General features: G+C 66.1%; 15 protein-coding genes. 3 read left to right on the top strand and 12 right to left on the bottom strand.

Features of this window, described 5'->3' with window-relative positions; genetic code table 11:
* Positions 1 to 3: 3 nt before the first annotated feature.
* From ACYX4S_RS00075 to ACYX4S_RS00060, 4 genes are all read right to left on the bottom strand, one after another.
* Positions 4 to 1,827: a sensor histidine kinase gene (locus ACYX4S_RS00075; RefSeq protein ID WP_476361427.1), complete on the bottom strand. Its 1,824-nt coding sequence runs from the start codon at positions 1,825 to 1,827 to the stop codon at positions 4 to 6.
* A gap of 52 nt (positions 1,828 to 1,879) precedes the next feature.
* Entirely contained in the window at positions 1,880 to 3,538 is a 1,659-nt protein-coding gene (locus tag ACYX4S_RS00070; RefSeq protein WP_476361426.1) for a GMC family oxidoreductase, read from the bottom strand.
* A gap of 89 nt (positions 3,539 to 3,627) precedes the next feature.
* Complete coding sequence (locus ACYX4S_RS00065) at positions 3,628 to 4,374, bottom strand: tellurite resistance TerB family protein (protein WP_476361425.1); 747 nt, start codon at positions 4,372 to 4,374, stop codon at positions 3,628 to 3,630.
* Positions 4,375 to 4,484: 110 nt separating this feature from the next.
* Positions 4,485 to 4,961, bottom strand: coding sequence for an Lrp/AsnC family transcriptional regulator (locus ACYX4S_RS00060; RefSeq protein ID WP_293722587.1), 477 nt, complete (start codon positions 4,959 to 4,961; stop codon positions 4,485 to 4,487).
* Positions 4,962 to 5,112: 151 nt separating this feature from the next.
* Between ACYX4S_RS00060 and hppD the strand changes: the two genes are divergently transcribed.
* On the top strand, positions 5,113 to 6,225 hold the full coding sequence (hppD, locus tag ACYX4S_RS00055; RefSeq protein WP_476361424.1) for a 4-hydroxyphenylpyruvate dioxygenase: 1,113 nt from the start codon (positions 5,113 to 5,115) through the stop codon (positions 6,223 to 6,225).
* A gap of 36 nt (positions 6,226 to 6,261) precedes the next feature.
* Here the strand turns inward: hppD and ACYX4S_RS00050 are convergent, their stop codons facing one another.
* The 6 genes from ACYX4S_RS00050 to xylF form a co-directional block, all read right to left on the bottom strand.
* A complete protein-coding gene (locus ACYX4S_RS00050; RefSeq protein WP_422070005.1) occupies positions 6,262 to 7,635 on the bottom strand; it encodes an alpha,alpha-trehalose-phosphate synthase (UDP-forming) in 1,374 nt (457 codons plus the stop codon).
* A gap of 171 nt (positions 7,636 to 7,806) precedes the next feature.
* A complete protein-coding gene (locus tag ACYX4S_RS00045; RefSeq protein ID WP_476361423.1) occupies positions 7,807 to 9,609 on the bottom strand; it encodes a glycoside hydrolase family 15 protein in 1,803 nt (600 codons plus the stop codon).
* Positions 9,606 to 10,382, bottom strand: a complete 777-nt coding sequence (otsB, locus tag ACYX4S_RS00040) for a trehalose-phosphatase (RefSeq protein WP_476361422.1) — start codon at positions 10,380 to 10,382, stop codon at positions 9,606 to 9,608. The genes ACYX4S_RS00045 and otsB overlap by 4 nt, the downstream gene beginning before the upstream one ends.
* Before the next feature lie 99 nt (positions 10,383 to 10,481).
* Positions 10,482 to 11,267 carry an ATP-binding cassette domain-containing protein gene (locus ACYX4S_RS00035; protein WP_293722576.1) on the bottom strand — a complete coding sequence of 262 codons (786 nt, stop codon included), beginning with the start codon at positions 11,265 to 11,267 and terminating at the stop codon, positions 10,482 to 10,484.
* A gap of 3 nt (positions 11,268 to 11,270) precedes the next feature.
* The gene (locus ACYX4S_RS00030) at positions 11,271 to 12,566 is read right to left on the bottom strand and encodes a sugar ABC transporter permease (protein WP_293722574.1); all 1,296 of its coding nucleotides are present in this window, start codon (positions 12,564 to 12,566) and stop codon (positions 11,271 to 11,273) included.
* Positions 12,567 to 12,679: 113 nt separating this feature from the next.
* Positions 12,680 to 13,708, bottom strand: coding sequence for a D-xylose ABC transporter substrate-binding protein (gene xylF, locus ACYX4S_RS00025; protein WP_422070009.1), 1,029 nt, complete (start codon positions 13,706 to 13,708; stop codon positions 12,680 to 12,682).
* A gap of 339 nt (positions 13,709 to 14,047) precedes the next feature.
* Between xylF and ACYX4S_RS00020 the strand changes: the two genes are divergently transcribed.
* Positions 14,048 to 15,286: an ROK family protein gene (locus tag ACYX4S_RS00020; protein WP_476361421.1), complete on the top strand. Its 1,239-nt coding sequence runs from the start codon at positions 14,048 to 14,050 to the stop codon at positions 15,284 to 15,286.
* A gap of 37 nt (positions 15,287 to 15,323) precedes the next feature.
* On the opposite strand, the gene ACYX4S_RS00015 is transcribed toward ACYX4S_RS00020, so the two are convergent.
* Positions 15,324 to 16,295 (bottom strand): helix-turn-helix transcriptional regulator, encoded by a 972-nt coding sequence (locus ACYX4S_RS00015; protein WP_476361420.1) that lies wholly within the window; start codon positions 16,293 to 16,295, stop codon positions 15,324 to 15,326.
* Between the two features lie 161 nt (positions 16,296 to 16,456).
* Here ACYX4S_RS00015 and ACYX4S_RS00010 point away from each other — a divergent pair, with 161 nt between their 5' ends.
* Positions 16,457 to 19,288: an autotransporter outer membrane beta-barrel domain-containing protein gene (locus ACYX4S_RS00010; RefSeq protein WP_476361419.1), complete on the top strand. Its 2,832-nt coding sequence runs from the start codon at positions 16,457 to 16,459 to the stop codon at positions 19,286 to 19,288.
* Between the two features lie 24 nt (positions 19,289 to 19,312).
* Here ACYX4S_RS00010 and ACYX4S_RS00005 read toward each other — a convergent pair whose 3' ends face one another.
* Positions 19,313 to 21,043 carry a M14 family metallopeptidase gene (locus ACYX4S_RS00005; RefSeq protein ID WP_476361418.1) on the bottom strand — a complete coding sequence of 577 codons (1,731 nt, stop codon included), beginning with the start codon at positions 21,041 to 21,043 and terminating at the stop codon, positions 19,313 to 19,315.
* Positions 21,044 to 21,226: the final 183 nt, after the last annotated feature.

The raw sequence follows: 21,226 nt of genomic DNA, 5'->3' as shown, positions 1-21,226 counted from the left end.
GGGTTACTGCGCCGCGTCGAGGGCCGCATCGGCCGCGCGAAGCCGCACGGTGAACTCCGCCCCGCCCTCCGGCGCGGCGCCCGCGACGAGCGTTCCCGAAAAGTCGTGAACGATCTTGTAGGCGATCGACAATCCCAGTCCCAAGCCCTTTCCCACATCCTTGGTGGTGAAGAAGGGGTCGAAGACCCGGGCCATCACATCCGCATCGATCCCCGGCCCGTTGTCCGCGACCCGGATGACCACATTGCCGTCTTCCAGTGTCCGGACCTCGACACGCACGAGCCCGTCCGTGCGCCCCTCCACGGCATCGAGGGCATTGGCCACCAGATTGAGCAGCACCTGCTCCAGCCGCACATGGCCGCCCAGGACCCGGATCGACGGATCGACCGGATCGATGACAAGACTTGCACCGGACTGCTTGAGCCTTGGCGAGAGCAGCATGACCGCTTCGTCGAGCGCCGGCTTGACGGCCGTCGGTTTCAGGTCGGTTCCGGCCCGGCGGCTGAATCCCTTGAGGATTCTCGAGATCTCGGCCATCCGCTCGACCATGCCGACGATACGGTCGAGGCCGGAAAGCGCCCGCTCCGGCTTCTCGCGCTCGATGAAAAGGCGCGCGTTGTCGGCGGTGGAGCGGATCGCGGCAAGCGGCTGGTTGAACTCGTGTGAAAGCGCCGCCGACATCTGCCCTAGCGTCGCCATCTTGGCCGCCTGCACGAGATCCGCCTGCATGGAGCGCAATTCGGCCTCGGCCGCCTCGCGTTCCCTCACCTCCTCGGCAAGGCGGCGGTTGGCTTCCGACAGATCCCGGGTTCGCGACCTCACCTTGCGCTCCAGACGCAGGGCCGAAAGCCGGTTCTCGCGCATCCGGCGCAGCGCCGCCTGTCGCCGGTCGGCCGCGACCCACGCGCCGCCGGACAGAAGCAGCATCAGGAGAACCGCAATGGCCGTGGCCTTGCGCGCCTGCGACACGGCGTCCGAAAGGTCGGCGAAGGCGGCGATGCGCCAGTCGAGAACCGGCAGCGTCCGGTCGACCATCAGATAGGGTGCGCCCCGGTCATCTCCGTTGATGCGCACCGTCATGGCGCCGGCCTCGCCTCCGGGCCCCGAGCGGCCACTCTCTCCCGCCACGCGCTGTCGAACGGTCCGCGCGCCGGTCGCCTGTACATGGGTGCCAAGCTTCTGGCCGCGCCATTCGGCACGGTTGGAAGCGACAATCGACCCGTCGGCATCCACGGCGACGATGGGCGCCGGGGTGAGGGCCCATGCCTGTTCCACTTCCGCGAGACTGACCCGTACCGCCACGACGCCGATCACGCCCGTCTCGTCGCGCACGGCCGAGGCGAAAACATAGGATCCGGGAGCCTGGGGCGTTCCCTGACGATAGGCACGCCCCAGTCGCCCCTCCAGCGCCTCGGCGAAAGGCAACGGCCCGATATCCTGCGGATAGACGATGGCCAGACGCGGTACGAGGTGGCTCGTTGCGATAAGAACGCCCTGCCGGTCGAGGAAGGCAACCTCGTCCGCGCCCGCCATGCCGGCGGCAATCGCCGCCGTACGCTCGCCCTTGTCCCTGTCGCGGGCGGCAATCAGTGCGCGCACGTCCGGGCGCTGCGCGAGGAGCGGCGGCAGAAGGCGGAACTTGTCGAGCTGGCGCTCAAGCGTCGCCGATTGCACCGACAGGATGGCATCGGCCCGGGTGACGACCTCGGCGCCGAAGAGCCGGTCGGCGGTGACGAAGGTGATCCAGCCGACGAGCACGACCGCCGGCAACGCGATGCCCGCGACAAGAAGATGCGCGCCATGACGCCTTGCCTTGCGCATCAGCATGTATTCCGCCCTGCCTGTTCTGCGGTACCCGTGTCGCAGCGCCTGCGCCGGCTTACCCGCCGACGCTCGCGGCCCGTCCGGCAGGCATCGCGGCGCGCCGGTCCGCGCGGATCATCTCCGCCGCCTTCTCCGCGATCATCATCGTCGGCGCGGCGGTGTTGCCCGAGGTGATCGTCGGCATCACCGACGCATCGGCCACCCGGAGACCCGGCACGCCGCGCACGTTGAGACGCGCGTCGACCACCGAGGCCTCGTCGCTTCCCATACGGCAAGTTCCCACCGGATGGAAGATCGTCGTGCCGATGTCGCCGGCTGCCCGGGCCAGATCCTCGTCGGAGCGCACGAGCGCTCCCGGCAGGTGCTCGCGCGGCGAGAACGGCTGCATGGCGTCGCTGGCCATCACCTTCCGGGCGAGGCGGATGCTGTCGGCCGCGACCTGGCAGTCCCCGGCGGTCGCCAGATAGTTGGGCCGGATCTCGGGATGGGCCGCCGCATCGGGCGAAACCACATGCACGCTGCCCCGGCTCTCCGGCCTCAGGTTGCAGACGCTGAGGGTAATCGCCGGGAAGGGATGCAGGGGCTCACCGAACTTGTCGAGGGACAGCGGCTGGACGTGGAATTCCACGTTCGCGGTCTCGAAGGCCGGGGCGGACCTGGCGAAGACGCCGAGTTGCGACGGTGCCATCGACATCGGCCCCGACCGCGACAGCGCGTACTCGAGCGCGATACGCGCCTTGCCGAAGAGCGAACCTGCCCGTTCGTTGAGCGTGACGGCGTTTGACACCTTGAAGATCGTGCGGATCTGGAGATGGTCCTGCAGGTTCCCGCCGACGGATGGCGCCTCGACCAGCGTATCGATGCCGGTCTTGCCCAGAACCTTCGGATCGCCGATGCCCGACAGCTCCAGCAGTTGCGGCGAACCGATGGCTCCGGCCGACAGGATGATCTCCCCATCGGCACGGGCGATCGCGGGAACGCCGTCCACGGTCAGTTCGACCGCCTCGGCCCGCCCGGTCTCGCCCAGGACGATGCGCCGCGCCTGCGCGCCGGTGACGACCTTGAGATTGGGCCGGCCCGCGACAGGCTTCAGGAAGCCCTTGGCCGCCGTCCAGCGAATGCCGCCGCGCTGCGTGACATGAAAATAGGAGGACCCGAAATTGTCGCCACGGTTGAAGTCGTCGACCTTCGGAATGCCGATTTCCTCACAGGCATCGCGCACGGCATCGAGAATGTCCCAGGACAGGCGCTGCTGCTCGACGCGAGTCTCCCCGCCCTGCCCATGTACATCGTCGGACAGTTCGTAATGATCCTCGGCGCGGCGGAACAGCGGCAGCACGTCGTCCCAGCCCCAGCCCTCAAGGCCCGCCTGGCGCCAGCCGTCGAAATCACGCGCCTGTCCGCGCATGTAGATCATGCCGTTGATCGCCGAGCATCCGCCCAGGACACGTCCTCGCGGATAGGCCAGCGAGCGGCCGTTCAATCCCGCTTCCGGGGCGGTCTTGAAGCCCCAGTCCGTGCGCGGATTGCCCATGCAGTAGAGGTATCCGACGGGAATGTGGATCCAGATATAGTCGTCTCGTCCGCCCGCCTCGAGCAGGAGAACCTTCATGTCCGGATCCGCGGAAAGCCTGTTGGCGAGCACGCAGCCCGCCGATCCGGCCCCGACGATCACATAGTCCCAGGCGCCCAGATCGCGCACGTCCCCCGGCATCGCTCCTCCCTTCGGCCCGAAAAGCACGGGCCTTGCATGTTTGGGGGAACGATGCCCTGCCCGAGGGGGGAAGGCAAGTCGTCGAAGGTTCAGGACGCGGCCTGCGCCTCGCGCACCGCCAGATCGACCTCCGCGACCAGATCGGGCTCGATGCCGAGCCGTGCGGCCAGCATGTCCAGATAGGCCTTTTCCGCCGGAAGATCCGGCTCGATGGCCAGGCGCGAGGCGGCATAGACCTCCAGCGCCTGCTCGGGCGTGCGCGCGCCCGACACGATGCGATCAAGGTCGAGCGGCGCGCGAAGCTCGTCCATCAGGAATGCTTTCGCCTCCGAATCGAGTCCGGCTTCCGCGATCTTGTCGAAGATGCGCCCCTGCTCCTCGGCATCGATATGCCCGTCGGCCTTGGCGGCCGCGATCATCGCGCTCAGCAGCGTCACGGCGAAGGCGTCCGCGCCGCCGGGCGCCTGCGCGGGATCGAATCCGGTGCCCTTCGGCGCCTCCAGGGCCGCCGGGTTCCCGGCGGGAGACTGCGGACGCGCGGTGCCGTCCTGGTTCGCCCGGTATCCCTGATACGCCTTGTAGGCAAGGCCGGCCACCAGCGCCATGCCACCATAGGTCAGCGCCGTCTTGCCGACCTTGCGTCCGGTCTTGGACCCCAGAAGCAGGCCGGCAATGCCGCCAAGCGCGAGACCGCCACCCTGGTTCGACAGGAAGTCCCGCCCCCGCGCCATCAGGTCATCGGACCCGGACGACCGGCGCGCGGCATCACCGGTCCCGCCACCCGACTGGCCGCCGGCGCCGAGAAACTGGTCGAGAAGGGATTTCGCGTCGAACATCGCCAGGGCTCCTTTGGGGTCTGTCGGCTGCGGCGACATCAGGCCGGCCGCCCTGTCAGATGGGGTCACCCGAGCGGGCTTGCAAGCAAGCCGGGGCCGCGAGCGGAACGTCAGCGCAACGCGGCCGGGAACGGCAGGCGGTTGTCGTCCTTCAGCGTCTCCATGGCGATGGAGGACCGCACGTTGCGCACCGAGTCATGCGGCAGCAGTTCGTCGTTGATGAAGCGCGACAGAGCAGGCAGGTCGGTCACCACCACCTTGAGCATGTAATCCACGTCCCCGGTCAGTGCATGGGCCTCCTGCACCTCCGGCAACATGCGCACCAGATCGCGAAACCGGCTCGCGTTCTGACGGCTGTGCGCCTGCAGCGCCACCCCGACATAGGCGACCACGGAAAATCCCGTCGCGAGCGGATCGATATCGGCCCGGTAGCGCCGGATCACTCCCGCCTGTTCCAGGCGTTGGCGCCGCCTGGAGACCTGGGAGGCCGAAAGGCCGATCCGGTCGCCCAGCTGCTGGTTGGTCAGTCCGGCGTCGTCCTGCAGGAGGACGAGAAGCCTCGTATCGAATCCGTCGAGCTCGCTCATTTCGTGCATGATCCATACAAAATTCGCACAAGTTTTCGAAATTCTCCGCCGAAACTAAGCCGATTGCACACTCATTGCACGTCCTCCGCCCCATACTTGAAGGCACGGGACCGGACCGTCTCCGGTCACTCACAGTCTTGAGGAGGACACCATGGGACCCTTTCCGCACGACGCACCGCCCGCGAAGATCACCGAGGACAACCCGGCCGGGACCGACGGTTTCGAGTTCGTCGAGTTCTCTCATCCCGAGCCCGAAAAGCTCGACGCGCTGTTCCGCCGCATGGGGTACGAGCCCGTCGCGCGCCACCGCAGCAAGGCGATCACCCTCTATCGCCAGGGCGACATCACCTATGTGCTGAATGCCGAGCCCGGCTCCCACGCCATGCGCTTCGTCGAGGAGCACGGCCCCTGCGCGCCGTCGATGGCCTGGCGTGTGGTCGACGCGAAACACGCGTTCGATCATGCGGTTGCCAGGGGCGCAACGCCCTATGAGGGCGACGACAAGACCCTCGACGTTCCGGCGATCGTCGGCATCGGCGGCTCGCTGCTCTATTTCGTCGAGACCTACGGCGCGTCGGGGAGCGCCTATGACGCCGACTTCGAGTGGCTGGACGAGCGGAATCCGAAGCCCGAGGGCGTCGGCTTCTACTACCTCGATCACCTGACCCACAACGTCTATCGCGGCAACATGGACAAGTGGTGGGACTTCTATCGCGACCTGTTCAACTTCAGCCAGATCCACTTCTTCGACATCGACGGGCGCATCACCGGCCTCGTCAGCCGCGCGATTACATCGCCTTGCGGCAAGATTCGCATCCCGCTGAACGAGTCCAAGGACGATACCAGCCAGATCGAGGAATACCTGAAGAAATACAAGGGCGAAGGCATCCAGCACATCGCGGTCGGGACCGACAACATCTACGATTCAACCGACCGCCTCGCCGACAACGGGCTGAAGTTCATGCCCGGACCGCCGGACACCTATTACGAACGGTCCCACGACCGCGTGAACGGTCATGACGAGCCCATCGAACGGATGAAGACGCACGGGATCCTCATCGACGGCGAGGGCGTCGTGAACGGCGGCATGACCAAGATCCTGCTGCAGATCTTCTCCAAGACCGTGATCGGTCCGATCTTCTTCGAGTTCATCCAGCGCAAGGGCGACGAGGGCTTTGGGGAAGGCAACTTCCGCGCCCTGTTCGAGTCCATCGAGGAAGACCAGATCCGCCGCGGCGTGATCAAGACCGACGCGGCCGAATAAGCCGTTGATGTCCTGAAACGACAAGTCTGCGGCGGGTCAGTGCACCTGCCGCAGGGTGTCCATGAAGGACCGCGCCCAGCTCGCCGCATCCTCCTCGCAAAGCCTGTCGAACAGCGCCTGCCAGCGCTGGCGCCTTTCTTCAAGCGACATGGTCAGCGCATGCTGGAGGCTTGCGGCAACCCCTTCGGCGGAATGCGGGTTCACGATCAGCGCCTCCGGCATCTGCTCCGCCGCGCCCGCGAACCGCGACAACACCACCACGCCCGGATCCTCCGCCCGTTGCGCGGCGACATATTCCTTCGCGACCAGGTTCATGCCGTCACGCAGCGGCGTGACCAGCGCCACGCGGCTTGAACGATAGATGCCCGCCAGCGCCCGTCGCTGGAAGGACCGCGTCATGTAGCGGATCGGCACCCAGTCGAGATCGCCGAACCGTCCGTTCACGTGTCCCGTCAGTTCCTCGAGCTCCCGGCGGATCTCGACATAGGCATCGAGTTCGGAACGCGAGGGCGGGGCAACCTGCATCAGGCTCACCCGCCCCCGGTTTTCCGGATAGTCCTCCAGAAGGCGCTCGAAGGCGCGGAACCGTTCGGGCAGGCCCTTTGAATAGTCGATCCGGTCGACACCGATGATCTGCTGGCGTCCGTTGAGCAGCTTTTCCATGCGCGCCATCGCCCGGCGCGCCTCCGGCGACATGGCCTGCTTGGAATAGCCGGCGGCATCGATCCCGATGGGAAAGGCACGCGCGGTGACCCGCCGGCCTTCGACCTTCAGGACATCCTCCCCCTCGAGCACGAGGTCTAGTTCCTCGATGGCAAAACGGCGGAAATTGTCCGCGCAACGCTTCGACTGGAAGCCGATCACGTCATAGGCAAGCATCCGCCGCACCAGCGTGGCCGCGTTCGGAAGCCCGGCAAGGATTTCCGGAGCCGGGAAGGGAATGTGGAGGAAGAAGCCGATCGGATTTCCGACGTCCATGGCGCGAAGTTCGGCCGCGAGCGACAGGAAATGATAGTCGTGGACCCAGATGATGTCGTCGGACTGGACCAGCGGACGAAGGCGGACGGCGAAACGCTCATTGACACGCCGGTAGCCCTCCTCCGCGCGGCGGTCGAAAACGGCAAGGTCGAGCCGATAGTGCAGCACCGGCCACAAGGTCTTGTTCGCGAAACCGACGTAGAACTCGTCATAATCGGCCTGGGTCATGTCGATGGTCGCCATCGACACCTTGCGCGAGCCGCCCTCCTGAAGCGGGCCGAAGGTTCCCTCTTCCGATATGCCCCCGGACCAACCGAACCAGAGGCCGCCCGTCTCGTTGAGCGCGTCCACGAGCGCCACCGCCAGCCCGCCAGCCCGTCCGGTGTCCTTGAGAGGACCGACACGGTTGGAGACGATGACGAGACGGGACATGGACAGAACCTCCTGCTGGTATCGTTGGTGGCAAGGCCAAGGGCCTTGGAGGAAAACTCGCGGTACGGATTTGCGGCCACAAACGGCCACGCATCGCCCCGCCTGTGGCGAACGCCGAACACCGGTCCCAGGTTCCCGGGCGCGGTCCGCGTCCGGGACCGCCGGAGGAGATCAGACCACGTCTTCCCAGCGCGCCGAGAGACGCACCGCACCATTGATGATCCCGACCATGGAGTAGGTCTGCGGAAAGTTGCCCCACATCTCCCCCGTTCCAGGCGAGGTATCCTCGGACAGCAGTCCGACATGGTTGCGACAGGAGAGCATCGTCTCGTAGATGTCGCGCGCCTCCTCGGTCCGTCCGATCCGGGCGAGCGCGTCGATGTACCAGAAGGTACAGATATTGAAGGCGTTTTCCGGCGCACCGAAATCATCCGCCGCATGGTAGCGGAAGAGATGATTGCCCCGGCGAAGCTTCTCGCCGATCCGCTCCACGGTGGCGATGAACCGCGGGTCGCGCGGCGGCAGGAAACCCACCTCGGCGATGAGCAGAAGGCTGGCGTCGAGATCGTGGCCGCCGAAACTCTCCACGAAGGCCCCGACCTTCTCGTTCCAGCCCTGCTCCAGGATCGTCGCCCGGATCCGCTCCGCCCGTTCGCGCCAGATCTCCGCGCGCGCCTCGAGCCCGAAGGTCGGGGCGATGCGCGCGAGCCGGTCGCAGGCGGCCCAGCACATCAACGACGATGACGTGTGGACGCGCGCGCGGGTCCTGAGTTCCCAAAGCCCGGCGTCGGGCTGGTCGTGCATGGCAAAGGCCCGCTCGCCGATCACCTCGAGGCGGGCGAAATCGTCAACGCCCGGCTGACGCAGAAGCCGCTTGTCGAAAAACGCCTGCGACGCCGCCAGAACGATGTTGCCATAGACGTCGTGCTGGAAGTGCTCATAGGCCTGATTGCCGATGCGCACCGGTCCCATGCCGCGATAGCCCGGCAGGTCGACCTGATCCTCCACGAGCGTCTTTTCCAGCGCGATACCGTAGAGCGGCTGCACGTGGTCACCGTTGGTCATGGAGGCGATATTGTTGATGTAACGGAGGTAGTTCTCCATCGTCTCCATTTCGGAGAGCGAATTGAGGGCACGGACGACGAAGAACGCATCCCGCAGCCAGCAATAGCGATAGTCCCAGTTCCGTTCGCTGTCGGCGGCTTCGGGAATGGATGTCGTCACCGCCGCCACGATCGCTCCGGTTTCCTCGAAGGTGCACAGCTTGAGGGTGATCGCAGCCCGGATCACCGCATCCTGATACTCGAGCGGCAGACCGAGCCGCCGCGTCCACAAACGCCAGTAGCGCGCGGTCTCTTCCTCGAACTCGCCGCAAAGTGCCTCCGGATGCCGGGTCAGGCTCTCGTCCGGCCCGAGATAGAAGGAAACCGGGGCATCGAGCAGGAAGGGGATCTCGTCGCGCACATAGGTGACCGGCGCATTGGTGGTAAGCCGAAGCGTCTGGCCATTTCCCACCCAGCGCACATGGTTGGAGCCGAAGGTGGTCTCGGGATCGCGCGCGCCATAGGCGAAGCGCGGCCGGCAACGCACGCGAATGCGCGGATGCCCGGCGATGGGCCGAACGCGACGCACGATTGCCGTGGGACGGAACATGCGCCCCTTGGTCTGGAAACGTGGCGCGAAATCCGTGATCTCGATGGCATTGCCCGATGCGTCATGCAGCCGGGTCACCACGACGGCCGTATTTTCATGATAGTGCTGCTCGCTGCGCACCGCGCCTTCCAGCTCGATCGCGAAAGCTCCGTCCCCGGCCTCGCCGCGCGTGCCGAGCAGCGAGTGGAACACCGGATCACCATCGAAACGCGGCAGACAGCACCACACGATGCGCGCCATCTTGTCGACGAGCGCCGCAAACGAGCAGTTTCCGATCATGGCGAGGTCGAGCGAAGGCTTTTCGGTCGCGGGAGGGATCATTCGCTATCGCTCCTGGGCGTCGTGGTTCGGGAGGGAGGGCGGGCGCGCGCCGAGACGGTCTCCTCCAGCCAGGCGTGGACCTCCTCGACGCCGGCAAGGCGAAAGCGGGCCTCGGAGTGCCCATCGCCGATCTTGATGCCGAAGCCGCCCAGCGCCTGCGCCATGCGGATACCGTCCTCGTCCGTGACGTCGTCTCCGACGAAGACCGGCGTACGCCCCCTGAAAGGGTCCATTTCCATGAAGCGCGAGACGGCCCACCCCTTGTCGCGGTAGGCGGGCTTTGCCTCCACCACCATCTTGCCGCGCACCAGGTGAAGGTCGGGCAGCCCCTCGAGCACCTGCCGCATCACCTCCATCACCGCCTCCTCGCAGTCAGGCGCGATGCGGTAATGGACGGCGAGCGCCGCCCCCTTGTCCTCGAGTGTCACGCCGCGCGACAGCAGGCCGCTGCCCGAGAGCGCTTCCTTGAGCATGGCGATTTCGGGTCCGACCGGCGCGGGCTCCGCCGGCTCTCCGGCACGAAACCGCGTCTCCAGCCCGTGCAGGCCGGCGGCCGGAAGATCGAGCGGATCCAGAAAGTCGTCCAGTTCCCTGATGGATCTGCCGCTGACGAGCGCCAGCGCGCCGGCCAGTCGTCGCTCCAGCCGCTTCAGGTGACCGGCAAGCGCCGGTGCAATGTCGATGGACGTGGGCGTTGGCGCGATTTCCACCAGGGTTCCGTCGAAATCGAGGAACAGCGCAAAGTCGTCTGCGACGGGCGGGGGCGCATTCATGAATTGGATGTTACGGGATGCTCGCGTGGATGAGAACCCCTCTTGCGATTGCGGTCCGGCGGAATTTTTCCCGCCGGACAAGTCACTTGCCGCGGCGCATCATGCCGCCGGCTGCTCCGCGAAGGCCCCGGGGCCGGGCGTGGCGCCGGCCGGACACTTGCCAAGGATGATCATGCCGAGCACCTCGTCCTTGGTCACGTCCTGCGTGCGTGCCGATCCGACCAGTTGGCCGTTCTTCATCACCGCCACCCGGTCGGCGAGATCGAACACGTCATGAATGTCGTGCGAGATGAGGAAAATCCCGAGGCCCTGCTTCTTCAGCTCCTGGATCAGCTCGGAGACCATCTGCGTCTCCTGAACGCCAAGCGCCGCCGTCGGCTCGTCCATGATGAGAATGCGGGCATTGAAGTAGACCGCGCGCGCGATCGCCACGGACTGTCGCTGACCACCGGACAGCGCCTTCACCGGTGCCTTGAACTTGCGGAAGTTCGGATTGAGCCGCGACATGATCTTGCGCGTCTCGGCCTCCATCGCATCGTCGTCGACAAAGCCGAAGGGCGTGACGATCTCGCGGCCGAGAAAGAGGTTCGAGGCGGCATCCAGATTGTCGGCGAGCGCGAGCGTCTGGTAGATCGTCTCGATGTTGTAGTTGCGGGCGTCGCGCGGGCTGTTGATCGTCGCCGGCTTGCCGTCGATGAGGATCTGCCCGCTGTCCGACCGGTAGGCCCCGGACAGGATCTTGATGAGGGTGGACTTGCCCGCGCCATTGTGCCCGAGCAGGCCAACGACCTCGCCCGGATTGAGATCGACGCTTACGTGATCGACCGCGTGGACGCCGCCGAAGGAGATGCAGATGTCCTTCATCTCCACGAGGGGAGTTGCCATGGCTCAGTCTCCCGTGCGCTTGCGGTAGAGGATGTCGACGAGAACGGCGACGACGAGAACGACGCCGACAACGATGTTCTGAAGCGGCGCATCCACCCCGACCATCGCCATGCCCGATTGCAGCGACTGCATGATGAGGGCGCCGAGAATGGCGCCGTAGATGGTGCCGATGCCGCCGGAAAGCGCGGTCCCGCCGATCACGGCCGCCGCAATGACCCGCAGTTCGTCGAGCGTACCGATGTCATTGGTGGAAAAGCCGAGGCGTGCCGAGGCAACCGCCGCCGACAAGGCGCAAAGCCCGCCCATGATGGCGAAGATCTTGACCGTCAGCAGGCGGGTGTTGATGCCCGAAAGCTCGGCGGCGTCCGGATTGCCGCCCGTGGCGAAGATGTAGCGACCGAGCCGGGTGCGCTGCGCCACCAGGGTCATGACGATGGCGACCAGGATCAGAAGCAGCACCGAGTAGGGCAAGCCGTAGGATGCGGCATAGCCTTCCGGCATTTCCAGTCCGCGCGCGGCGAAGTCGCGCCGCAGCACCCTTGTCGGGATCTCGTAGGCATTGAGGATGGCGATGAAGCCGACGATTGCCGCCGTGATGATCGCGGACAGGGTCGCTTCCGCCCATACGGGCTTGACCGGGAAGCCATGCGTTGCCTTGCGCCGGCGCGAGGCGAACTGCAGGCCGAGGGCTGCGGCGACCGCGACGGCCGCGAAGACCCAGGACCATGTTTCGCCCAGAGTTCCGCCAATACCGCCGATCCGGGTGAAGCGCGCGTCGAGCGGGCCGATCGTCTGGCCGTCGGTGATGAACCACGCCGTATTGCGCCAGACCAGCAGCCCGCCCAGCGTGACGATGAAGGCCGGAATGCCGAGATAGCCGATCAGGACACCCTGGAACGCTCCGATGATCGCGCCGACCACGACGCCGGACAGAATGGCAAGGATCCAGATCGCGGGATGCTCGAGCCCGAGGCCGAGGGTCACCGGAAGCACATGGGTCTGAACCATGGCCATCACGGCGGCGACAGTGGCCAGCAGGGAACCGACCGACAGGTCGATGTGCCGGGTGACGATGACGAACACCATGCCGGTCGCCATGATCGCGACGGACACGGTCTGGATCGTCAGGTTGAAGATGTTGCGGGGCGTCAGGAAGTTGCCGCCGGTGAACGCGTTGAACACCAGGCACAGCACGGCGAAGGCGCCGATCATGCCGAGCAGGCGGGTATCGACCTGCAGCGCGGAAAAGAAGCCGCGAGAGGTTGCGGACTTGCCTGCCGGAAGCGCGGAATCGGACATGGGAAAGCTCCAGCTTGCTGGACGCCACCCCTCGCGCGCCGTCACCACACGGGCAACACGGCACGCAAGGCCCCGCCCCTCCTTGCGGGGCGGGAGGTGACGTCAACAGGCCATCAGTTGCAGGGCGAGGGACCGTCGCTCACGCCCTGGCAGAGCGCATCCTTGGTGATCCAGCCCGCATCGACGACCACGTCGAGGTTGTCCTTCGTGATCGGAATCGGCGCCAGGAAGCGCGCGGTCAGCTCCGTGCCGGACGGAGAGGTCCACTTTCCGGCCCCCTCGACAGCATCCATCGAGCCGCCCTTGGCCATTGCCACGGCAATCTCGCCGGCGACCTTGCCAAGCTCACGGGCATCCTTCCAGACGGAAACGGTCTGCGTGCCGCGGGCCACACGGTTGAGCGCCGCATGATCACCGTCCTGCCCGGACACCGGGATGCCTTCCATGCCCTGCGCGGTCAGCGCCGCGACAGCGCCGCCAGCCGTACCGTCGTTGGAGGCGACGACCGCGTCGACCTCGTTGTTCTGCGCGGTGAGGATCTGCTCCATGTTGCGCTGTGCGTTGGCCGGCAGCCAGCCATCGGTGTAGGCCTCGCCGACGATCTTGATCTTGCCGGCGTCGATCGCGGACTGCAGCACCTCCTGCTGGCCCCCACGCAGGAAGTCCGCGTTCGGATCCGTCGGCGATCCCTTGATCATCACGTAGTTGCCTTCCGGCGCCAGCTTCAGGACCTCGCGGGCCTGCATCCGGCCGACCTCGACATTGTCGAAGGTCAGATAGAAGGCGCGCGGATCCTCGATCAGGCGGTCGTAGCCGACCACCGGAATGCCTTCGTTCGCGGCCGCCTGGATGGCCGGTCCGATCGCCTGGGAATCCTGCGCCAGAATGATGAGCGCGTCGACGCCCTGCGCGATCAGCGCCTCGACATCGGAAAGCTGCTTGGCCGAGGAACTCTGCGCATCGGCGGAGACATACTCGGCACCGGCGGCCTCGAGCGCCTTCTTGATGGCACCCTCGTCCGTCTTCCAGCGCTCTTCCTGGAAGTTGGACCAGCTCACGCCGACCGTGATGTCCTGGGCAGCGGCCGGAACCGTCATGGCGGCCAGAAGCGCGCCCGCGACAAGCTTGTGAATCCTGCTCATAGGTTTTCCTCCCGTTCGTCCCCGCCGGATCCTCCATCCACACGGCAAGACGTCACTTCCTCGAGGTGCCGGTGCTTTCGGGCCTCCCGCCCGCACCCTTTTCGTTATTTTTTTTGGCACCCGAAAAAAAGTTGCTCCAATCGGACTGCCCTGTCAACATGGTTTCGCCATGCAACTGGGCTCCGGCCGGCGGCGCACGTTTCGTGCGGTTCCGGCAAGCACACGGCAGAAGAACCGGGCAGGGGCCGGACGGCACGGCGCATCGAAAGTGTGCGCCTCACGCCATTATCGTGGCAAGGGATGAAACGCTCGTGTGACAGGCATGAGGGTGGGACTCGCATGACCGAAAAGGCCGATCGCGACAAGATCCGGCGACAGAACCGTTCTGTCCTCCTGCAGGCGTTGCGCCGTATCGGCGCACAGGCGCGGATCGACCTTGGCCGCGAGACCAGGCTGAGCCCGGCGACCGTCACCTCAATCACCTCCGACCTGATCTCCGAGGGCATTGTCACGGGCATCGAGGACCCTGAGCAGAAAACCCGCGCCACCCGCGGCCGTCCCCGGGCCCTGCTATCCCTCGACGGCGGAGCCGCGCGGGTGCTCGCGGTCAAGCTGTCGGTCAACAAGATCGAGTTTGCGCTTGCCGACTATGCCGGAGCGGTGCTCGCCCGCGGCGGAGCGGGGTTCGCCTCCGAAACGACGATGGCATCGAGCTTCGGCGAGACACTGGTCAAGGCAGCAAGGGGCTTTCTGGATGGCATTGCCGGCGGCGTGCGTCCGTCCATCATTTCCATTGCCGCACAGGGTGTCGTCGACGACAGCGAAGGCACCGTCGCCTGGTCGCCCGCCTTCAGCGAACGCAACGTTCCCGTCGTCGCTCCCATGGAGGCGGCATTCGGCGTGCCCTGCCGCCTGTCCAACGACACCAACATGATCGCCGAGGCCCTGCATCAGGTCGATCCCGAGCGCTACGGGGGAACCTTCGCCGTGATCTTCATCGACTACGGCGTCGGCATGGGGCTCTTCGTCGACAACCGGCTCTTTGTCGGCGAGACGGGCGCGGCGGCGGAAATCGGCCACGCCAATCATATCCCCGGTGGCGCCCTGTGCCGCTGCGGGCGGCGCGGCTGCCTCGAGGCCTATCTCGGCGACTATGCCATCAAGCGCGTTGCGCTCGGGCTCGACCCGCAGACCCAGCCCGCACGGGTTGACGAGGAAACCGCAACCATTCCGGATCTGGTCCGCGCCGCCGAGGCCGGCAACAAGGGCGCCCGGGAGGCCTTTGCCTCCGCCGGAACCGCTCTTGGCTACGCCCTCGCCAGACTGTCGGCGACACTCGATCCGCGCCGCATCGCGGTCACCGGCGGCGCGATGCCGGCCTGGCCGCTTCTCGCCCCGGCCGTCGAGGCGGCCCTGCGCGAAGCCCTGGTCGACGACTTGCAGCCGCGCGCGGCCATCGATCCCATCGACTGGGAAGAGGATCTCGTTTTGCGCGGAACGCTGGCGCGCGGCCTCCACGAACTCGACACACGGGTCTTCGCGGAACAGGCCGGCAGCGGCCTTGCGCTTCACGAATAAGGCGGAAGGCGTCGTCCCCTGGTCCGTGTCAGGCGCGTCAGGGCCGGACCCTCCGGATCGCGCGCGAGGGCGTCTCGCCGAAACGCTCGCGATAGGCGCGCGTGAAATTGCTGACATGGTTGAACCCCACGGAAGCGGCGACCTCCTTCACCGTGAACCGGCCCGAGAGCAGGAAGGACTGCGCCCGCGTCATCCGTTCCCCGCGAATGTAGTCGGCGCAGTTGCGCCCCGTTTCCTGCAGGAACAGGCGGTTCAGCCGGTGAGCCGACATGCCCGCCTCGGCAGCCAGTTGCTCCACCGAAAGGGGCGTGCCCAGCCCTTCGCGGATCCGCCTGATGGTGCCCTCGAGCCCAAGATATTGCCAGTCGGCCGCGTCCAGAGCTCTCGCGCTCGATGCTTGGCTGTACCCGTCGATCACCTCCGCCAGGACGAGCGACGCTATGCCCTGAAGCCGCAATCTTCGTCCCGGCCCCGGCGATCGCTCCGAAAACAGGCTGGTCGCCAGTGACCTGATCCGGCCGGTCGTCGGAACGGTCTCCACCGCACAGACGTCCCCTTGCGGATCGAGAAAAGGAGCAAGCCCGCCGGCCGTCTCCTCATCCAGCATGTCTTTCAGCGCCTTGACGGGGATCACCGCCGACATGTGACGAACGGTCTGTCCTCCATCGAGCAGGAACGCCGTTCCCGGCATGTCGATCCTGTTGAGCACGGTGTGCTGTTCATACCGGGGAACGCACCGCCCGTCGGGCAGCCGCATCACCGAATTGCCCAGGATATGGATACTGCCCCCGACCCAGGGTTCGCCGGATCGCGGCGGAACGTCCAGGATGCAATCGTTCTCCACCTCGAACTCCCCAAGGTGAAGGGTAAGCCCGTTGTCGAAGGTCATCGTCGAGAACTGGCCACGCACGCCGGGCACGGGGTTGAGCTCGCCCTCCCGCAGCCGGAACGTGTGCGCATTGTCCGCATGTGCGGATGGCCGGTCCCGTCCGGCCTCATCCCGGGGCATGTCTTCCGCCAGCAGAACTTCCTCCGGTTTCCCTCTCCCCGGCATCGGGAAATGATAAATCCGCGAAAATTGATAAACAATAGTCGTGGCTTAGCTCTCACCGCCTCCATATCGTTCACCGCCGTCGACCTGCAAGACCCCGGTGAAGAGTTCTCCCTGCCATGCCGAAATCCCCCGAGATGCCCTGTCCCCTGCAGCCCCTCCACAACCGGCGGCCACACAGGAGCATCGCCGCGCGGCACGCGCTGTCCCTTGCGCTTGGAACGGCACTCGTCGTAGCGACGCCAGGCAAGGAGGACGCACTTGCGGCTCCCGGCAGAGGAAATGACAGCTCCTTCGGATATGACGGTCAGGACGGACGGTCGGGAGATTTCATCAACGGCCAGCTTGATGCTCTCGTCGCCGGTGGCGATGGCGGGTCAGGCGGAACCGACGGTGTTGACGGCGGCAACGCCGGACCTGGCGCCCCGGGAACCAACGGCGGCGGCGACGGAGGCGACGGCGGCGATGCATGGGCCCCCGACGGAGGCGGCGGAGGCGGCGGAGGCGAAGGCGCACGCCTGAACGGCGATCTCGTCATCGGCACCGGCGGGATGATCCGGGGAGGCAATGGCGGGGCCGGCGGCGACGGCCAGGGAAGCTTTTCCGCTGCGGGAAGCGGCGGCGACGCCGGAGACGCCCTGTCCGGTTCGGGAGCCTACGATCTCCTGAACCGGGGACGCCTGCAAGGTGGCCATGGCGGTGATGGCGGCAGCTCTCCCGACAGTTTCAGCGGCGACGGTTTCGATGGCGGCCGGGGATTTGCCGGCAGTGACATCGCCATCGTCAACGAAGGCGAGATCCGTGGTGGAAATGGCGGGGACGCGGGCGATGCCAGCGACACGTCGAAGAGTTTTGGCGGCATCGGGGGAAATGCGGGACACGGCATCGAGGGGACCGGCCTTGCCATCGAGAACAAGGGCGTCATCGCCGGTGGCGACGGTGGCCTTGGGTCAGCCACGGCAAGCCGCCGCTACGGTCGTGGCGGCGACGGAATATCCGGGGCGGACCTGACGATCTACAATGCCGGAACGATTTCCGCCGGCTCGGGCGGCGTCGATCCGATCAACGGGCTGAACGGAACAGCCGGCAATGCGATCACCTTTACCGGGGGAACGAACCGCCTGATCCTCGCCGCGGGAACCGGTACGATCAACGGCACCGTTTCGGCCGGAGGAACCCGGGACACCCTTGTGTTCGGCGACGCGCCGGGGGCCGGTGGAAGCTCCGGGACATTCGACCTGTCACGACTTGGGGCCGGTCTGCAGTTCGACGGTTTCGAGGCGCTGGAACAGGACAGTACCGCCGACTGGACGTTCACCGGAAACGCCGCAGGCTACACCGGAACCACGACCGTCACCCGTGGCCGGATGGACCTTCAGGGCACGCTTGGCGGACAGGTCCTGATCGCGGCGGACGGGATACTCGGCGGGGCGGGCACGCTTGCCGGTCCGGTCACGATTTCCGGGCATCACGACCCCGGCAACGGCGGTTTCGCCAGCCAGTCGGTCACCGGCGACTATACGCTTTCCGGCACGCTGGTCGTCGACCTTTCCGACAGCGCCCATGACACCGTCGACGTCTCGGGAGCGGTGGACATCACCGGAGCGGATCTGGAAATCCGCCTGCAGGTCCCGTCGGGAACGGCATGGAACGGCACCGGGGGGCCGCTTGTCATCATCCGGAACGATGGTGCCGATGCCGTTGCCGGCACATTCGGCACCGTTTCGGGCGCAAACTTCGTGTTCTTCGACACGATCCTCGACTATGCCGGCGGCACGGGAAACGACGTCACGCTGGAAATCCGGCGCAACGCGCGAACGCTCGCCGACATCGGCCGCACGCGCAACCAGCGCGCCACGGCGGGAGGGATCGGGTCGCTCCCGACCTCAAGCGCCATCCGCGAGGCTCTTCTTCTCTCCACCGACGAGGAAGAAGCCCGTGCCGCGCTCGACACGCTCTCGGGCGAAAGCCACGCCAGCGCGCAAGGGCGCTTCATCGCCGACAGCGCGTTTCTCCGTCGCGCGGCCGGGGCACGCATTCGCGACGCCTTCGACCGGACACGCCGGGCAAGTGCCAGACCGCAGGCCTTTGCGCGCGGAACTGCTCCCTTTGCGGCGCCAACGGATCGCCTGCCCGTCATCGGCCTCTGGAGCGAGGGATATGGAACCTGGGGCACCACGCGCAGTGACGGCAACGCGGCCCGCACTACGAACTCCGCCGGAGGCATCTTCGTCGGAGCGGATGTCCCGCTCGCCACATGGCGCCTCGGCGTGCTGGCCGGGTTCGGGGAAAGCCGGCTTGAGTCCGGTGCCGGCGACGCCTCCCTCACCAGTCGCGACTACCATCTTGCCGCCTATGCCGGCACCCGGAGGGGCGCGCTCGGTCTGAGCGGAGGTGTCGGATACACATGGCACGATGTGTCATCGGCCCGGACGGCCGGTATCGGCACCATCGCCGACCGGCTCACCGCGTCCTATACCGCAGGCACGTTTCAGGCATTCGGTGAGGCCGGTTATTCCATACAGCTTGCAACGGCCACGTTCGAGCCCTTCGCCGCACTCGCCCATGTAGCCGGCACCCGTGAGGCGTTCTCGGAAAGCGGCGGCGCGACGGCGCTCTTTTCGAGCGGGCAGAGAATGGACACGACATTTTCCACTCTCGGCATGAGAGCGAGGCACTCGATGAGCCTGGGAGACATGCAAGCCACGCTGGAGGCCTCCGCCGGCTGGCAGCACGCCTTCGGCCAGGTCGTTCCGCTGGCTCGAAACGCGTTCTCCGGCGGCTCCGCATTCACCGTGGCCGGCGCGCCCCTTGCGCGTGACACCGCACTTCTCGACGCCGGCCTGACCGTGTCGCGCGGCGATGCCACCCTGTCGCTGTCCTATTCCGGGCGCATTGCCGCCGAAAGCAATGACCACGGCCTTCGTGGGAGGGTGAGTGTCAGGTTCTGACAGTTTGCCCCATCGCGGCAGGTCTCACACGCTGCGGGGAAGAATTTCCTGCCAGGCGTCATATGCCGCGAGGGCTGTGCGCCTTTGCGCGTCCTGGCCAAGCCGGAAATCCTCGCCATGGACGGTCTCGTCAGGATACTCGGAGATCAGCACCACCGGGGCCTGCGACCTCGGATCCTCAGCCACCATGCAGGGGAACCCGTTCACCATCCGCAGATCCGGCTCGCCGGCATGGATCCGGTAGATCTCGAGCTGGCGCGCCGTGAGCGCGAGAACGTCCGAAAGATCTAAGAGACGGCTTGTCACCTTCTCCAGGAGGGCTTCGGCCTGCTCGCGCCAGCCGGCATGGTGGCGAAGGATGAGAAAGAACCCTTTCGGGAGCGTCCACGCCTCGAAGCCATGCGGCACGTATCCGCTGAAGGGACGCACCCACTCATGAGCCGGGTAACCATGCAGGGTAACATGCAGTTTCGCACCGCTTGCGGCGATCGAGCGTGACCTGATTTCCGTCTCGAAAAGGCTTTCTCCCAGAGCCCCCTCCACACGGTATTCCATGTCATCGCCGAACGCCGTGTAACGTGCCGCGTGATGCATGTGCCGGGGATTCCCGGCAACGAGACGGCGGAAGAGCGCGTAGCCGTCCGGGTTTTCAAGCGGCGACAGAACAAAATGGCTGTCGTCGCGCATGCCCAGCTCAAGCCCCGCCCGAAGCGCGCCGACGATGCCGGTCCCCTCGTTGGCGTGCTGTCCGCCGGAGATCATGACGGCGGCGTCCGTCCCGCGAACATGGCAGGCCAAGACCTGCCTGCCCGACCGCGTCGGTGCGCTCAAGCGAACGCCACCGAGACTGTCGAGCACACGACGGATCTGCTTCACGTCCGAGGGATCTTCCGCTCCCTCAAGCTCCATCCGTTCGCCGGCAATGTCTATCGCATCCAGTTCGCGCAGCGACACGCTCACGCTGACGGCCTCGGCACCGCCCGAGATCTCGGGAACGATCTGGCCGGGCTTGAGCGTCCGGTCGCCCGCCTGTCGGCCCGTCCGTTTCGCGAACACCTCCAGCAGTGTGAAATAAAGATCCTCGTGAAGGGCTTCGGAGATGCTGACCACTTCATCGCCGAACGGAAGTTCGCGGTCTCTTGCCGGAACCTCCACCCGAATGTTGAGCTCCTCGAAGAATGGCTCATCTGCGCCCCAGTCGTGACACGCGATTTCCCGAACAGTCTCGTGGAACGCCAGCTCGACGTCGTTCTCCAGTCGCGCGCCGGGACCCTGTCCGCCAATCCGGACCCACCCCGTCGGCGAGAGCAGCTTCTCCCCGTGGACGCCGGTGTGCGCATGATTGGGTGCAAGGACCTCAACAACCTCATGGCGCCCGTCGGAATGCGTCAGCTCCACCTCATATAAGAGGCCATCGTCGCTCCGCCGGTCGAAAGTCAACTCACGATCACCCACGAGGGCAGCCAGCGGATAGGCCTCGAGGCGAAACCGGTCCGCCAGGCCAATCGGGGCCAGCGGATAGCGAACGACGACGCGCTCGACACCCTCGAGAGATATGTCCTCCAGAAACGCGTGAAGCAAGGGCTTGTAGGCCGACCGGACACGGGCCTGGATGCCGCCATCCTTAAACCTTTTCTCGACGGAACGCCGGGCTTCCACATCGTCGAAAGTCCACGCCTCAAGCAGCTCGCCCTCTCTCGCCAGACCGGCCAGCGCCTCCAGGGTTCGCGGAAAGCTTTTCTGAAACAGTGACATGAGGAGATCCTGCGGCGGAGACATGTGAGCCCTTAACGTGCCGGCGCCGGCCCGTCATGACAAGTCATCGCCTTGCGGAGGCGCAAGATCCATCGCCCGAACGCAAAAAGCCGCCCCGAAGGGCGGCTTGTCTGGATGGCAAAAGCCATATGGTTTTCATCGTAGAGAGAGGTTTGTTTTTGG

The organism is Stappia sp. ABD4_338 (assembly GCF_056312175.1).
Note: the sequence above shows the minus strand (reverse complement) of the source record. Positions and strands in the feature narration are given on the sequence as shown.

Coding starts and splice junctions, on each gene's coding strand:
- ACYX4S_RS00075 (WP_476361427.1), bottom strand. CDS start 1,827: ATGCTGATGCGCAAGGCAAGGCGTCATGGCGCGCATCTTCTTGTCGCG.
- ACYX4S_RS00070 (WP_476361426.1), bottom strand. CDS start 3,538: ATGCCGGGGGACGTGCGCGATCTGGGCGCCTGGGACTATGTGATCGTC.
- ACYX4S_RS00065 (WP_476361425.1), bottom strand. CDS start 4,374: ATGTTCGACGCGAAATCCCTTCTCGACCAGTTTCTCGGCGCCGGCGGC.
- ACYX4S_RS00060 (WP_293722587.1), bottom strand. CDS start 4,961: ATGAGCGAGCTCGACGGATTCGATACGAGGCTTCTCGTCCTCCTGCAG.
- hppD (WP_476361424.1), top strand. CDS start 5,113: ATGGGACCCTTTCCGCACGACGCACCGCCCGCGAAGATCACCGAGGAC.
- ACYX4S_RS00050 (WP_422070005.1), bottom strand. CDS start 7,635: ATGTCCCGTCTCGTCATCGTCTCCAACCGTGTCGGTCCTCTCAAGGAC.
- ACYX4S_RS00045 (WP_476361423.1), bottom strand. CDS start 9,609: ATGATCCCTCCCGCGACCGAAAAGCCTTCGCTCGACCTCGCCATGATC.
- otsB (WP_476361422.1), bottom strand. CDS start 10,382: ATGAATGCGCCCCCGCCCGTCGCAGACGACTTTGCGCTGTTCCTCGAT.
- ACYX4S_RS00035 (WP_293722576.1), bottom strand. CDS start 11,267: ATGGCAACTCCCCTCGTGGAGATGAAGGACATCTGCATCTCCTTCGGC.
- ACYX4S_RS00030 (WP_293722574.1), bottom strand. CDS start 12,566: ATGTCCGATTCCGCGCTTCCGGCAGGCAAGTCCGCAACCTCTCGCGGC.
- xylF (WP_422070009.1), bottom strand. CDS start 13,708: ATGAGCAGGATTCACAAGCTTGTCGCGGGCGCGCTTCTGGCCGCCATG.
- ACYX4S_RS00020 (WP_476361421.1), top strand. CDS start 14,048: ATGACCGAAAAGGCCGATCGCGACAAGATCCGGCGACAGAACCGTTCT.
- ACYX4S_RS00015 (WP_476361420.1), bottom strand. CDS start 16,295: ATGCCCCGGGATGAGGCCGGACGGGACCGGCCATCCGCACATGCGGAC.
- ACYX4S_RS00010 (WP_476361419.1), top strand. CDS start 16,457: ATGCCGAAATCCCCCGAGATGCCCTGTCCCCTGCAGCCCCTCCACAAC.
- ACYX4S_RS00005 (WP_476361418.1), bottom strand. CDS start 21,043: ATGTCACTGTTTCAGAAAAGCTTTCCGCGAACCCTGGAGGCGCTGGCC.